Genomic DNA, 13,943 nt, shown 5'->3' with positions numbered 1-13,943 from the left:
GAGTCGGGTTCAATCCGGCGAGTTGTGTCGGACCCGGCGACTACCGTCGTGGCCCACAACCAACTCGGAGGCGCATCATGCACGATCTGTTCGGAATCGGAACCGTCTGGGACATCGCCGGAGCTTTCGGCGCGGGTGCGGCCGGCGGTGCCGCGTTGGCCGCGGAGTTGCTGCTGATCGAATGGCTGAGGGTAGACGCGAAGCCGTTCGGTCGTGCCGTCCTGCAGGTTCTGCTGGTCGTCATCGCGCCCCTCTCGGCGGTGTTGGCGGTCATCCTCTTTGTATTCGCGGCGCTACACGCTCGGACCTGCCTCGTCTGGGTCGTGCTTGGGGGATATGTGTTCATGCTCGGCTGGTGGTTTGCTCGGTGGCGCTTCCTCACCGAGCGCTGGACGTTGCGGATCACGGAATGGGAGAACGTCACCCGATCGCCAGCGGTGGAGGCCGCCGGGGCCTCGGCTTCCCGTGCCTACATCTGCTACAACTCGGTCGGCTACCTGACGCTGGCGTTCATGGCGCTCTTCGCCCTCGGCGCGGGGGTTGCGAGCGACCGGACGCCGAGCGTGCTCGCATTCCTGGCCACCGGAGCAGTCGGGCTGGTCATCACGGAAGGCATACGCCGGTGCACGCCGCTCAAGCAGGCCATCGATGCCAGGGACTGGCTAACGACACTCAGCGCTGTGACCGAGACCGCATCCCGCGAGGATCGCGAGCGCGCACTCACGGCCCTCCGGCGCTGGGCGGGCGCGGCTGCCGACGCGATGATCAACGCTCGCTTCGGCAAGGCAGGCGTCCGCCAGCGTGCCGGATCGAACGCTGCACTGGCACGCCTTTGCGACTCCGATGTGCCGCTGGACCAGCGCGAAGCAGAAGCCCTCGCGCTCGCCCGCCGAATCGTGACCGACGATCTGCCCCGAACCGGCCCGTGCACCTACACCCTCGGATGCGAGACCCGCACCTTCGCGTCGCTCGCGAAGGTCCTTCTCCTCGCGATCCCGCTCACCGCCTCCTGCGTCGCGATCGCTCATGCGCTCTCCGAATATCTCGGCCACTGAATATCTCGGCCACTGACGGACGGGCCTTGCCCGAACCTGCTCAGAACGGCGCGCTCCCCTGCCCCCACCGCTTGGCCCAGTGGAACACCATCCCCTCCGCGTCGAGATTCCCCAGCTTGGCGCCCCGGAACGCGTCGGCGAGGTAGCGCACCTCGTCGTATGCCGGGCCGCGCGGGTCGACGCGCACCAGGGCCAAGCGGTGGTGTGGAGTCGCGTTCTGACCGAATCGGATCTCGGTGTGGGAGACGAAGAAGTCCTCCGCGCCGGCGATCCTGGCCTTGACCTCCAGGAAGACCAGTGGCTCCTCGCCCCGGACCGAACGGACGTCGTACCCGGCATTGTTGTGCGGCATCTCCTCCGGCTGGCGTCCCAGCGCCCGCTCGGCCGCCAGCACCGCGTCGACCCCGCGACGCTCCACCTCCTGAGTGGCCACCGCTCGCAGCGGAGCCTTCGGCGGCAGCTCGTCGAGCACCGCGGAGAGCGGGAGGACGAGCGCCGCGGTCACGACCCGCGGCGGCTTCGTCGACAGACTCGCCTGCAGGTCGAGCCTCGCCAGCCGCTCGGCCAGCCGCCGCTCGAGATCCAGGCTCTTGCGCGACAGGCTCTGCGATCCCTCCCGCACTCGCTTCCCCATCCGTTCGCGCTCCCGTGCCTCCAGCGCGGCACCGGCGAGCCGGTTGATCTCGAGGTTCATCCGCTGCGTGACCTGGCCGCGGGCACGCTCCACCTCGACCCGACGACGGCTGCCGACCTCGGCGAGGTACGCCGGAAGGCGCTCGGCGACGATCCAATCCAGTGCCGTCCTCTCACCGGCTTCGACCCATCCCGACTCCGCACCGCCCTCGGCGGCGTGTCCGGGTGGCACCGCCACGCAGTCGAGGTACGGCGCGGGCCCGGCCTCACGCAGCTGACCCTGTGCCGCGGCGTAGGTGTACCCGAATCGCTTGCCGATCGTCTCACCGCAGGCGTCGACCACCTCCTCGATGACGCCCACCAGCAGCGAGGGCTCCTGGACATGCGGGGAGACCAGGGTGGCCCCACGCTCCAGGACTCCCCTTCCCGAGTCCACCACCATCGTCAGCACCGCGTCATGGAGCGGATGCCCGGGCGCGAGCAGCTCGGCCCGCGGCAGGTCGTCGACCTCGATCCGGTCGAGGCCGAAGGTCACCCGCTCGTAGCGAGAGGCGACCGGTCCTCGTGCGGCGGCACGGATCGCCGCCGGCAGGTGGGTGATCTCGAAGCGTCCCGCCTCCCTCGGCGCGAGCCGGCCACCGAGGTGACGGAAGGCGGCGGTGAAGCACTCCGCGATGAAATGTGGCTGCAGGCGGCGGGCCCGCGCCTCCTCCATCTGCCGGCGTAGCGCCGCCAGATCCGCCTCGGCGAGCGACTCGCGCGCCAGGGCACGCTCCTCGAGCAGCTCGCGCAGTCCGGCGGAGACCCGGTCGTCGATGACCTGCTCCATCCGGGCTCGCACCTCTGGCTGCTCGCCGTACAGAATGGCGTCCATCAACAACTCGCGCAGCGGGTGCTCGTCGAAGGCCGCTCCGAGGACGTCGAAGACGCGCCCGCCGTAGGCGGCCCGTTGTTCCTCCACCTTCTCCAGCAGCCGGGTGAAGACCGCTCCCTCCCGGGTGTTGCGGGCCACCAGGTTCCACAATCGGCAGACCTCACGCTGTCCGATCCGGTGCACCCGACCGAAGCGCTGCTCGATCCGATTCGGGTTCCACGGCAGGTCGTAGTTCACCATCAGGTGCGCGGCCTGGAGGTTGAGACCTTCGCCCGCGGCATCGGTGGCGACCAGGATCCGACAGTCGGGATTGTGGGTGAACTCCTCGGTGATCTCGCGCCGCCGACCTCGGCGCACCCCGCCATGGATCGCCTGGACGCTGTCGGAGCGGCCGAGCAGCGCGGCGATGCGGCGCTGAAGGTAGTCGAGGGTGTCGCGATGCTCGGTGAAGACGATCAGCTTGCGGGGCACGCCATGGTCGTCCTGGCCGATGACTCCGTCCTCGAGGATCGCCCGCAGCTCGACCCACTTCCGGTCGGTGTCGAGCGCTCGCACCTCGCGGGCGCGCTCGACCAGATGCCTGAGCACGACCAGCTCGGCCTCCAGCTCGGTGACGGTGCGCGCCGCCGTCGCGGCGTCGACCAGCTCCTCCTCGACCACCTCGATCTCGTCGGCGAGATAGTCCTCGGCGTCTCCCGCCATCGCCGGCTCCCAGTCCGGGTCCGCGACGCCCACGCCGTTGACCAGATCCCGGCGTCGGCGCTCGAGCCGTTCGGCACGCCGGCGCAGCGACTGATAGATCGCCTCCGGGCTGGAGGCGAGCCGGCGCTGCAGCACGGTGAGGGCGAATCCGACCGAGCTCCGGCGCTGCCCGTCGAGGCTCTGGGCGCGCCCCATCTCCTCGCGCACATACGAGGTGACCTCCTCGTAGAGCCGCGCCTCGGAGTCGCTGAGGTCGTAGGGCACCGTCTGCGCCACCCGCTCGGGGAACAGCGGCGTGCCCTCGAAGGTGAGCAGGTCCTCCTTCACCATCCGCCGCATCAGGTCGGAGGTGTCGGTGCCGCTCACGCCACGCCGGAACTTTCCCTCGAACCGGTCGGCGTCAAGAAGCGAACAGAACAGCTGGAAGTCCTCGTCCTTGCCGGAATGAGGGGTGGCGGTCATCAGCAGCAGATGGCGGGTCCTGCGTCCGAGCAGCTCCCCGAGTTGGAATCGCTTGCTGCGCTGCACCTTGCCGCCGAAGTAGTGCGCGCTCATCCGATGCGCCTCGTCGACGACGACCAGGTCCCATTCGGACTCGGCGAGCTGCGCGAGCAGCTCCTCGCTACGCGCCAGCTGGTCCATCCGGGCGATCAGCAGGTCGTTCTGCGCGAAGACCGACCGGGCCAGACCGGCCTCCGCGGCGGCAGTGGTGAGCAGCTCGAACTCGAGACCGAACTTGAACCAGAGCTCGTCCTGCCACTGCTCGACCAGACCTCCCGGCGCCACGATGAGGCACCGCCGGACGTCCTCGCGCAGGATCAGCTCCTTGACGTAGAGGCCCGCCATGATCGTCTTGCCCGCGCCGGGATCGTCGGCCAACAGGAACCGCAGCGGTGTTCGCGGCAGCATCTCGCCGTAGACGGCACGGATCTGATGCGGGAGCGGCTGGACGTCACTGGTCGCCACCGCCAGCATCGGATCGTAGAGACCGGCCAGCTGGATCCGCTGAGCCTCCGCTACCAGCCGGAACTCGGCGGCAGGCGCGTCGAAGCCTCGCCGTACGATGTCCGCCTCGCTCAATCGGTCCTCGTCACCGCGGAACAGCACGCTGCGCGCCAGATCCCCACCCGGTCGTTCGAAGGTCACGGTGACCGCGTCGACACCGTTCCACCGCACGCCGAGCACCTCCACCTGCTCGCCCGGAACGATGCCGTCCACGCGCATCCCCGGTGCCATCTGTTCGAGTCGCAACCAGACCTCCGAATTGCCCAATCCGTTGTGCGGACTCTAGGCCCACGGACCGACAGATTGGCAGCCGTGCCGAGTTCGCCCCCACCAGCCGCCTACTTCGCGGCGGCTGCGACCTTGGGGCGCCGGGTACACGAACGGCGCCGGGATCTCGGTCTCACCCAGGAGCAGCTGGCCGAGCGAACGGGCATCTCGCGCAACCAGATACAGAACATCGAGAACAACCGGAACAACTCCCGGGATCCCCAGACCGGCCAGCCCGGTCCGGGCAATGCCCGCCTCGACACGATCTTCCGGCTCGCCGCCGCGCTCTCGGTCGACGTCAGCTACCTGATCGGCGGCGACAACGGCTGACCTCAGGTCGCCAACAGCGCGTCGAGCTCCACCTCGACCACCCCGTACGACGCCACCTCGACCCGGCCTGCGGGCCGCTGGTCGTCCAGCTCCAGCGCGATCTCCCACTCGGGCCCGGCGTCGCGCAGCACGGTGCGGGTGCGCTCGTCCGGGTCCACCAGCCAGTACTGCGCGATGCCGGCGCCGCCGTCGCGAGCACGTCGGGAATCCGGCTGCGCCGCTCCCCGGTCCACACGCCGGCCGCCTCCACCACCTGGAGATCGAGGTGATGCTCGAGCATCGCGGCGAGACGGTGGGCGATCCGCTGGTGCGACGATCGTGGCGCCGCGCGCATCGTCAGCACCCGCCCGTTGACGTATTCGGCGCGCACACCCTCGGGCAGCGCCAGATAGTCCTCGAACGCCATCGGGCGCCGTTCGATCCGGTCGGCCACCGTTGCCATGGCGTCCTCCGCTCCGACCGCCACGTCGATCCTCCTGTCACTGTGACACCACCGGCCTCGCCGGTGCCGCGATCACGGCGCAGCATCTCGCCCGCCACCGACAATCCCTGACAGCCACCGACAGCCACCGACAGCCACCGACAGACCGGCCCGACCGGCGTCGACGTAGCCTGGAGCGGTGGTCAGCCTCGCGAGCACCGAACGTGCAGCCCTCGTCGACACCGCCCGCGCCGCTGGCCCCGACGCCGCGACCCTGTGCGCGGGCTGGACCGTCGAGGACCTCGTGCGCCACCTGGCTCTCCGGGAGCGGCCCTGGCTGCGAGTGCCGCAGCTCCGGCAGCGGTCGGCGGCGGGCTTCGAGGAGTTGCTGACGCAGGTGTCCACCCCGCCGCTGGCGCTGCGCCTGGTCACCGGGCTGGACCGGGCGATGAACACCGTCGAGTACTTCGTCCATCACGAGGACATCAGGCGCGAGCAGCCCGGCTGGGAGATCCGGGAGCTCGACCCCGCCCAGCGGGCCGAGCTGTGGCGCTCGCTCAAGCTGCTCGGCCGCCTCCTGGTCCGTCCGGCGAAGGTGCCGGTCGAGATCACCGACGGGACGACCACCCTGAGGCTGCGCGGCGGCGACTGGCCGGTCACCATCACCGGCCAGGTCTCCGAGCTGACGCTCTACCTCTACGGCCGCCGCAAGGTGCGCGGGCTGGAGTTCGACGGCCCGCGCAATCGGGTCGCCCAGGTCAAGCACGCCTCACTGGGCTTCTAGCCCACCGGGTTCTGGCTCACCGCCGGGTTCTGGCTCACCGGGGTCTTGGGGAGCAGCGAGGCCTCAGCGCCGTACCGGATGCCCGGCGGCCGCGAGCGCGTCCTTGACCTCGCCGATCCGCACCTGGGAGAAGTGGAAGACGGTCGCGGCGAGTACCGCGTCCGCGCCCGCCTCGATCGCCGGCGGGAAATGCTCGGCGCGACCGGCGCCGCCCGATGCGATCACCGGCACCGTCACCTCCGCGCGGACCCGCCGGATCAGCTCGAGGTCGAAGCCGTCCTCGGTGCCGTCGGCGTCCATCGCGTTGAGCAGGATCTCACCTGCCCCCAGCTCGGCGGCCCGCCGTGCCCAGGCCAGCGCGTCCAGGCCGGCCGACTTCCGGCCGCCGTGGGTGGTCACCTCGAAGCCGGAGGGACACTCCCGACTCGGTCCGCCGTTCACCCGGCGAGCGTCGACGGAGAGCACCAGCACCTGGTTGCCGTATCGGTCGGCGATCTCGGAGATCAGCTCGGGTCGGTCGATGGCGGCGGTGTTGACCGCGATCTTGTCCGCACCGGCCCGCAGCATCCGGTCGACGTCCTCGACCGACCGGATCCCGCCGCCGACGGTCAGCGGGATGAAGACCTGCTCGGCGGTGGCGGAGACGATCTCCAGCGTAGTCTCACGTCCCTGATACGAGGCGGAGATGTCGAGGAAGGTCAGCTCGTCGGCCCCCTCGGCGTCGTAGACGCGCGCCAACTCGACCGGGTCGCCGGCGTCACGGAGCTCGGTGAAGTTGACCCCCTTGACCACCCGGCCGGCGTCGACGTCCAGGCACGGGATGACCCGTACCGCGAGGCTCACGAGAGGTCCTCGCGGGTCCGGCCCCGCGTCAGGTCGAGCGCGTCCACCAGGGAGAGCGAGCCGGTGTAGAGGGCGGTGCCGGCGATGGCGCCCTCCACGCCGCCGTCCTCGCCGGGCCGGACCAACCCCATCAGCGCCGCGATGTCGTCGATGGTGGTCACCCCGCCGGAGGCCACCACCGGACGTGAGGTCGCCTCGCAGACCGCGCGCAGCAGATCCAGGTTCGGCCCCTGCAGCATCCCGTCCTTGTTCACGTCGGTGACCACGTAACGCGCGCAGCCCTCGGCATCGAGCCGCGCCAGGGTCTGGTACAGGTCTCCCCCGTCCTTGGTCCAGCCCCGGGCCGCCAGCGTCCGGCCGCGCACGTCGAGGCCGACGGCCACCCGGTCGCCGTAGCTCGCGATGGCCCGCGCGCACCACTCGGGGTCCTCCAGCGCGGCGGTGCCGATGTTGACCCGGCGGCAGCCGGAGTCCATCGCCGCCGTGAGCGACTCGTCGTCGCGGATCCCGCCACTGCGCTCGACCTTGATGTCGACCGCCGCCGTCACCTCGGCGAGCAGGTCGGCGTTGGAGCCGCGGCCGAAGGCGGCGTCGAGGTCGACCAGATGGATCCACTCCGCGCCCAGCTCCTGCCAGCGCAGGGCCGCCTCGATCGGGTCGCCGAACCGCTTCTCGGTGCCGTCGACGCCCTGCACCAGCTGCACCGCCTGGCCGGCCTTGACGTCGACCGCGGGGAGCAGCTCCAGATAGTCAGCCACGTGGGAGTCCTTCCACCCAGTTGCGCAACAGTCTCGCCCCGGCGTCACCCGACTTCTCGGGGTGGAACTGGGTCGCCGCCAGCGGTCCGTTCTCCACCGCGGCCACGAACCGGTCGCCGCCGGTCTCGGTCCAGGTCACCAGTGGCTGGTGACTCTCCGGCGTCCGATCGTTGGTGACCAGCGTCCAGTCCCGGACGCCGTAGGAGTGCACGAAGTAGAACCGGTCCTCCTCGACTCCGGCGAACAGCCGGGATCCCGCCGGCACCTCGACACTGTTCCAGCCCATGTGCGGGACCACCGGCGCGCGCAGCCGCTCCACCACGCCGGGCCACTCGCCGCAGCCCTCGGTCTCCACGCCGTGCTCGATGCCGCGCTCGAAGAGGATCTGCATGCCGACACAGATCCCCAGCACCGGCCGGCCCCCGGAGAGTCGGCGCGCGATGATCCGCTCTCCGCGGATCGCCCGCAGTCCCTTCATGCAGGCCTCGAAGGCGCCCACCCCGGGGACCACCAGACCGTCGGCCGCCATCGCCGCCGCCAGATCGCCGGTGAGCTCGACGTCGGCGCCGGCCCGCTCCAGCGCCCGTACGGCGGATCGGACGTTGCCGGAGCCGTAGTCGAGGACGACGACGGCGGGTCTCGAGGCTCGCTCCGCTCGCGCCTCAACCACCGAGACTGCCCTTCGTGGACGGGATCCCGGTCTCCCGTGGGTCGAACGCGATCGCGTCGCGGAAGGCCCGGGCGAACGCCTTGAACTGGGTCTCGACGAGGTGGTGCGGCTCGCGCCCGGCGAGCACCCGGACGTGCAGCGCGAGGTGAGCGTGGAAGGCGATGGTCTCGAAGACGTGCCGGGTCAGCGAGCCGAGGTAGGGCACGCTGCCGGGCGTGCCGCCGCCGAGGGCGACATAGGCCTGTCCCTCCGGCTCGCCGGTGTGCACGCAGTAGGGGCGACCGGAGACGTCGACCACGGCCTGGACCAGCGCCTCGTCCAACGGCACCGTCGCGTCGCCGAACCGGCGGATGCCCACCTTGCTGCCCAGCGCCTCGCGCAGTGCCTCGCCGAGCACGATCGCGGTGTCCTCGGTGGTGTGGTGAGCGTCGATGTGGGTGTCGCCCTCGCTGCGCACGGTCAGATCGACCAGCGAGTGCCGGGAGAACGAGATGAGCATGTGGTCGTAGAAGCCGACCCCGGTGGAGACGTCGTGGCGGCCGGTGCCGTCGAGGTTCACCTCGACGACCACCTTCGACTCGCTGGTCTGCCGCTCGATGCGGGCGGTCCGAACCGACTGGGTGGCACTCATGCGCGTTCTCCGTTCACCTCGACCAGGGCTGCCTTGAAGGCCTTCGTCTCCGTCGGGGTGCCGACCGAGACCCGCAGCCAGCCGTCCGGCCCGGTCTCCCGGATCAGCACCCCGGCGTCGAGCAGTCCCTGCCAGACCGCGTGCCGGTCGGCGTACCGGCCGAAGAGGACGAAGTTCGCGTCACTGTCCGCGACCTCGAGACCCTGCTCGCGCAGCCAGTCGACCAGCTCGTCGCGCTCGGCGCGGAGCTCGTCCACCCTGCCGAGCAGCTCGGGGGCGTGCCGCAGCGCCGCCAGCGCGGTGGCCTGGGTGACCGCGGAGAGGTGGTAGGGCAGCCGGACGACCCGGATGGCGTCGCAGACGGCCGGATCGGCGGCGAGATAGCCCAGCCGCAGCCCGGCGCCGGCGAACGCCTTCGACATCGTGCGGGTGACGACGAGGTTCCGGTAGCGCGGCAGCAGCTCGACAGCGCTCGGCACCCCAGCGCGGCGGAACTCGCCGTACGCCTCGTCGACGACCACCAGCCCGTCGACGCTCGCCGTCGCCTCGCACAGCACCGCGACCGCCTCGGGCGGCAGGGCGGTGCCGGTGGGGTTGTTCGGACTCGGCAGCAGCACGACGCTCGGCCGCTCGCGCAGCACCGTCTCGCGGGCCACGTCGAGGTCGAGGGAGAAGTCGCTCTCCCGGCGACCGGCCACCCAGCCGGTCATCGAGTCGCGCGCGTACTCCGGATACATCGAGTAGGTCGGCGCGAAGCTGATCGCCCGCCGCCCCGGCCCGCCGAAGGCCTGCAGCAGCTGCAGCATCACCTCGTTCGAGCCGTTCGCCGCCCACACCTGCTCGGCCACGATCGGCCGCTGCCCGGCGCCGACGTCGCGGGAGAGGTACGCCGCCAGCGCGGTGCGCAGCTCGACGAACTCGCGATCGGGATACCGGTTGAGGGTCGCGGCCGCCTCGGCGACGGCGGTGGCGATGTCCGCGATGCAGGCCGGCGAGGGGCCGTAGGGGTTCTCGTTGACGTTGAGCTGGACGGGGGCCGCATCCGTGGAGAGCTGGGGTGCGCCGTACGGCTCGATGCCGGCCAGCTCGGGTCGGATCGGGGGGAAGCTCACGCCGAACCCCCGAACCGGACCCGGACCGCGGCGGCGTGACCCGGCAGATCCTCGGCCTCGGCCAGGGTGGTGACGTGGTCGGCCACCGCGGCCAGTCCGGCGCGGTCGTAGTCGACCACGTGCACGGACTTGGTGAACGCCCGTACCGAGAGTCCCGACGAGTGGCACGCGCAACCGCCGGTGGGGAGCACGTGGTTCGAGCCGGCGCAGTAGTCGCCGAGTGAGACCGGGGCATAGGAGCCGAGGAAGATCGCGCCGGCGTTGCGGATCCGGCCGGCGACCGCCTCGGCGTCCTCGGTCTGGATCTCCAGGTGCTCGGCGGCGTAGGCGTTGACCACGTCGATGCCCTGGGCGACGTCGTCGACCAGCACGATGCCGGACTGGCTGCCGCCCAGCGAGGTGGTGATCCGCTCGACGTGCTTGGTCACCGAGACCTGCTTGTCCAGCTCGGCGGTCACCTCGTCGGCCAGCCGCTCCGAGGGGGTCACCAGCACCGCCGCGGCCAGCGGGTCGTGCTCGGCCTGGGAGATCAGGTCGGCGGCCACGAAGCTCGCCTCGGCGGTGTCGTCGGCCAGGACGGCGATCTCGGTCGGACCGGCCTCGGAGTCGATCCCGACCTGGCCCTTGAGCAGCCGCTTGGCGGTGACGACGTAGATGTTCCCGGGCCCGGTCACCAGATCGACCCGGTCGCAGCCGGCGGCGCCGTAGGCGAACATGGCGATCGCCTGTGCCCCGCCGACGGCGTATACCTCCTCGACGCCGAGCAGGGCGCACGCGGCCAGGATCGTCGGGTGCGGCAGGCCGGCGAACTCGCGTTGCGGCGGGCTGGCCAGTGCGATCGAGCCGACGCCGGCGACCTGGGCCGGCACCACGTTCATCAGCACGCTGGAAACCAGCGGCGCCAGGCCACCGGGCACGTAGAGCCCGACCCGGCCGACCGGCACCTTGCGATGCGTCACCCGGGCGCCGGGGCCGAGATCGGTGACGGCATCGACCTCGAGCTCGCGCGCACAGGTCGCACGCAGTCGCGCGATCGACTCCTCCAGGCCGGCCCGGATCTCGGGATCGAGCTCGGCCAACGCCGCCCGGGTGGTCTCGACCGGGACGGCGATCTGCTCGGTGCGTACGCCGTCGAAGCGCTCGCCGAACTCGACGATCGCCTCCAGACCACGCTCCCGGACCGCCTCGATGATCGGGGTCACCGCATGGCTGGCGGCCTCGATGTCGAACTCGGCGCGCGGCACGGCGGCGCGATAGTCGACAGCGGCTGCTGCCCCTCGAAGGTCGATGCGGCGGATCATGACTCGATTCTAGGAGACTCCGCGGGTGGCGAGCGCCGCCCGCTGCGCGTCGCGAGACGCGCACACGCCGCGCCCCGTCGGTTGGCCGAGGCCCGGACTCGGTCGCCGGTAGGTTTGGAGGCGTGACCAGCCGGCTGCCGATGTTCCCGCTCAACGCGGTGCTGTTCCCGGGGGTCTCGCTGCCGATGCACGTCTTCGAGGACCGCTATCGGGCGTTGGTCCACCACCTGCTCCGACTCGACCCGGCCGAGCGGACGTTCGGCTCGGTCGGGATCAGGGAGGGCTTCGAGGTCGGCGACCAGGGCGCGCAGTCGCTGTTCCGGATCGGGGTGCGGCTCCAGCTGTCCGAGGTCGAGGCTCAGCCGGACGGCTCCTTCGAGGTGGTCGCCACCGCGACCGAGCGCATCCGGATGGAGCGGCTCGACGGATCGGGCACCTATCCGGTGGGCGAGATCGACGCCCTTCCGGAGCCGTCGGTCGACGTACCAGAGGAGGTGGTGGGGCACGCCCGAGCGACCTTCACCGCCTACCGCGCGGCGCTGATCGAGTTCCGCAGCGATCCCTACAGCGGCAGCCTGCCGCGCGACCCCGAGTACCTGTCCTGGACACTCGCCGCCACCACTCCGCTGCCGATGAGCGACCGGCAGGCGCTGCTGGAGGCACCCGACGCGCTGGTGCGGCTGGAGATGGTGACCGAGATGCTGCGCAAGGAGCTGCGCGCGATGAACGTCATCCCCTCGCTGCCGGCCACCGACGTGGCGCGCACCCGCTGGTCACCCAACTGACCTTGTCTGACCTTGTCCCCAACCGTCGCCGAGTCGGCGCTTGTTGTACGCCGTACGACGCCGAGTCGGCGCTTATCGGACCAAGAAGCGCCGACTCGGCGTTTGTGAGCGAGCAGTTGGCGCCGACTCGCGGTCAGTCGTCGGTGCTGATCCGGACGAAGGTGTGCTGGGTGGTGCCGTCCAGCCAGGTGCTGACCCCCAGGCCGTCCAGAACGTGGAAGTTCTCCGAGGCCTCGCTGTCGCCGAAGCTGTCGACCAGCTTGTCGAAGGAGTTGAAGTTGATGAACAGCACCGCGCTGGCCTTGTCGGCGTCGGGAACGACGTTGCGGAAGGTCGCGTTGTTGCCGAGGCCGCCGTCGCCGAGCACCGACTGACGGTAGGACGAGCTCGGCCCGATCACCACGTTGTCGGAGTCGGAGTCGGTATCGAGCAGGCCGTAGGTGCTCCCGAGGCGGTTGCTGATCTTGTCCAGCACGCTCTTGATCGCGTCCGGGTCGCCCTTGATCTTGATCGCCGCGGGGATCGAGGCCGGTCCGGTGATGCTGCTCGGGTCGAAGTCGCCGCTCACCGAGAGCGCCAGCCCGTCGCCGAACAGGGTGTCGATGTCCTCGGGGAAGTCGATCCCGGTCAGGCTGGTGAGCTGATCCTCGATCTGGCCGGCGTCGAAGCCGTCGCCGCAAACGGCGCCGAAGCTGCCCAGCGCGCTCTCGAACCAGCCCTTGCCCGGGCTCAGGCCGAGGGCCGCCCCGGTGTCGTCGGGCAGCGAGGCGACCAAGGCGCCCGCCTCGTCGGTCACCGAGGAGGTCTGCCCCAGGTCGCTGGCCGCCTCCAGTTCCGCGCCGCCGTCGGAGAACCGCAAGGTGGCGGCCGCGCCGGCGAAGTCCTTCAGCTCGTCGGTGTAGTACTGCGCCGACGCGGACGGGTCATCCAGTCCCGGGCAGATCTGGGCCAGCGGGTTCGCGTAGTCGTCGTACCCGGAGAAGTCGCTGGAGCCGTCCTCGAACATCTCCGGGTGCTCCTCGATCACCTTGGTGAGGAGCTTCGCGGCGGACGGGGCGGCGTACGCCGTGGCGATGCCCTGGTCGCCGACCTCGCCGGTCCAGCTCTTGAAGTCGCTGTCGTCGGCCAGGGTGCCGTCGCCGGCCTGGTCCGAGATCTGGTCGATGTCGCTCTGGTTCTCCCCGATCAGTGCCCAGCCGTCGGAGACGGCGAAGCCGCCCTCGTCGGTGTCGCCGTCGCAGGAGGAGAACTTCTCCAGCGCCTTCTCGGCGGCCGAGTCGTCGGTCACCTGCACCACCCCGACCGGGGTCGGGGTGTCACCCACCTCCACGCCCGCGAAGCCGAACCTGTTGCCGAGCCACGGCTCGAAGTCGTCCGCCCAGGTCAGCCCGCAGCTGTTGTCGTCGGTGAGCATCGACTCCACGATCTTCTGCCGTGGGTCGTCCCCACTGGAGAGGTCCAGGCCGTCGCGTATCGCCGGGAACTTGATCAGCGTCGCGATCGCGTCCTGGGCGTCGGAGAGGTCGAGGCCGACGTAGGCGAACGTGTCGGCCGGCAACGCCTCCGCAGCCTGCGGACCGTGGTCGCTGTCGCCGCCGAGCAGCGAGGCCGCGGCGAAGGCACCCCCACCCACCAGCACCGCGGCGGCCACCACCGCACCGCCGCCGATCAACCACTTGCGCCGGCCGCTGCCGCCCGCCCGACCACCGGGACCGCCAGAGCCATACGGACCGTAGGGGCCGCCGGGACCGTAGGGCGGGCCGCCGTACGGC

Annotated in this window: 14 protein-coding genes; 5 read left to right on the top strand and 9 right to left on the bottom strand. The window is 70.9% G+C overall.

The genetic code is table 11. The annotated features are described in order from the left end of the window. Positions 1 to 77: 77 nt before the first annotated feature. Positions 78 to 1,055, top strand: coding sequence for a hypothetical protein (locus tag QM638_RS19015; protein WP_415144535.1), 978 nt, complete (start codon positions 78 to 80; stop codon positions 1,053 to 1,055). Between the two features lie 40 nt (positions 1,056 to 1,095). Here the strand turns inward: QM638_RS19015 and QM638_RS19010 are convergent, their stop codons facing one another. Beyond that, positions 1,096 to 4,515, bottom strand: a complete 3,420-nt coding sequence (locus QM638_RS19010) for a helicase-related protein (RefSeq protein WP_415144533.1) — start codon at positions 4,513 to 4,515, stop codon at positions 1,096 to 1,098. Positions 4,516 to 4,581: 66 nt separating this feature from the next. Here QM638_RS19010 and QM638_RS19005 point away from each other — a divergent pair, with 66 nt between their 5' ends. Beyond that, positions 4,582 to 4,866, top strand: a complete 285-nt coding sequence (locus QM638_RS19005) for a helix-turn-helix domain-containing protein (RefSeq protein WP_415144531.1) — start codon at positions 4,582 to 4,584, stop codon at positions 4,864 to 4,866. Here QM638_RS19005 and QM638_RS19000 read toward each other — a convergent pair. Next, positions 4,835 to 5,209, bottom strand: a complete 375-nt coding sequence (locus QM638_RS19000) for a hypothetical protein (RefSeq protein ID WP_415144613.1) — start codon at positions 5,207 to 5,209, stop codon at positions 4,835 to 4,837. The genes QM638_RS19005 and QM638_RS19000 overlap by 32 nt on opposite strands. Between QM638_RS19000 and QM638_RS18995 the strand changes: the two genes are divergently transcribed. Together QM638_RS18995 and QM638_RS18990 are read left to right on the top strand one after the other, a co-directional pair. Next, positions 5,132 to 5,419, top strand: a complete 288-nt coding sequence (locus tag QM638_RS18995) for a hypothetical protein (RefSeq protein WP_415144615.1) — start codon at positions 5,132 to 5,134, stop codon at positions 5,417 to 5,419. The two genes, QM638_RS19000 and QM638_RS18995, sit on opposite strands and share 78 nt — an antisense overlap. 67 nt (positions 5,420 to 5,486) lie before the next feature. Beyond that, complete coding sequence (locus QM638_RS18990; RefSeq protein WP_415144529.1) at positions 5,487 to 6,071, top strand: TIGR03085 family metal-binding protein; 585 nt, start codon at positions 5,487 to 5,489, stop codon at positions 6,069 to 6,071. 63 nt (positions 6,072 to 6,134) lie between these two features. On the opposite strand, the gene hisF is transcribed toward QM638_RS18990, so the two are convergent. Genes hisF through hisD form a run of 6 tightly spaced genes read right to left on the bottom strand, consistent with a single transcriptional unit; the run spans position 6,135 to position 11,386 of the window. Next, on the bottom strand, positions 6,135 to 6,914 hold the full coding sequence (gene hisF / locus QM638_RS18985) for an imidazole glycerol phosphate synthase subunit HisF (protein ID WP_415144527.1): 780 nt from the start codon (positions 6,912 to 6,914) through the stop codon (positions 6,135 to 6,137). Then, positions 6,911 to 7,672 carry a bifunctional 1-(5-phosphoribosyl)-5-((5-phosphoribosylamino)methylideneamino)imidazole-4-carboxamide isomerase/phosphoribosylanthranilate isomerase PriA gene (gene priA / locus QM638_RS18980; protein WP_415144525.1) on the bottom strand — a complete coding sequence of 254 codons (762 nt, stop codon included), beginning with the start codon at positions 7,670 to 7,672 and terminating at the stop codon, positions 6,911 to 6,913. The genes hisF and priA overlap by 4 nt, the downstream gene beginning before the upstream one ends. Then, entirely contained in the window at positions 7,665 to 8,342 is a 678-nt protein-coding gene (gene hisH, locus QM638_RS18975; protein ID WP_415144523.1) for an imidazole glycerol phosphate synthase subunit HisH, read from the bottom strand. The genes priA and hisH overlap by 8 nt, the downstream gene beginning before the upstream one ends. Further along, complete coding sequence (hisB, locus tag QM638_RS18970) at positions 8,335 to 8,973, bottom strand: imidazoleglycerol-phosphate dehydratase HisB (RefSeq protein WP_415144521.1); 639 nt, start codon at positions 8,971 to 8,973, stop codon at positions 8,335 to 8,337. Before hisB ends, hisH begins: the two co-directional genes overlap by 8 nt. Continuing rightward, entirely contained in the window at positions 8,970 to 10,085 is a 1,116-nt protein-coding gene (locus QM638_RS18965) for a histidinol-phosphate transaminase (RefSeq protein WP_415144520.1), read from the bottom strand. Before QM638_RS18965 ends, hisB begins: the two co-directional genes overlap by 4 nt. After that, on the bottom strand, positions 10,082 to 11,386 hold the full coding sequence (hisD, locus tag QM638_RS18960) for a histidinol dehydrogenase (protein ID WP_415144518.1): 1,305 nt from the start codon (positions 11,384 to 11,386) through the stop codon (positions 10,082 to 10,084). The genes QM638_RS18965 and hisD overlap by 4 nt, the downstream gene beginning before the upstream one ends. A gap of 122 nt (positions 11,387 to 11,508) precedes the next feature. On the opposite strand from hisD, the gene QM638_RS18955 reads away from it, so the two are divergent. Then, on the top strand, positions 11,509 to 12,171 hold the full coding sequence (locus tag QM638_RS18955) for an LON peptidase substrate-binding domain-containing protein (protein ID WP_415144516.1): 663 nt from the start codon (positions 11,509 to 11,511) through the stop codon (positions 12,169 to 12,171). 133 nt (positions 12,172 to 12,304) lie between these two features. On the opposite strand, the gene QM638_RS18950 is transcribed toward QM638_RS18955, so the two are convergent. Beyond that, positions 12,305 to 13,822, bottom strand: coding sequence for a hypothetical protein (locus QM638_RS18950; protein WP_415144514.1), 1,518 nt, complete (start codon positions 13,820 to 13,822; stop codon positions 12,305 to 12,307). Positions 13,823 to 13,943 lie beyond the last annotated feature (121 nt).

The sequence above is a fragment of the Nocardioides sp. genome (assembly GCF_047606145.1).
GTDB lineage: Bacteria > Actinomycetota > Actinomycetes > Propionibacteriales > Nocardioidaceae > Nocardioides.
The sequence above is the reverse complement of the archived record's forward strand: the minus strand, read 5'-3'. Positions and strand labels throughout refer to the sequence as shown.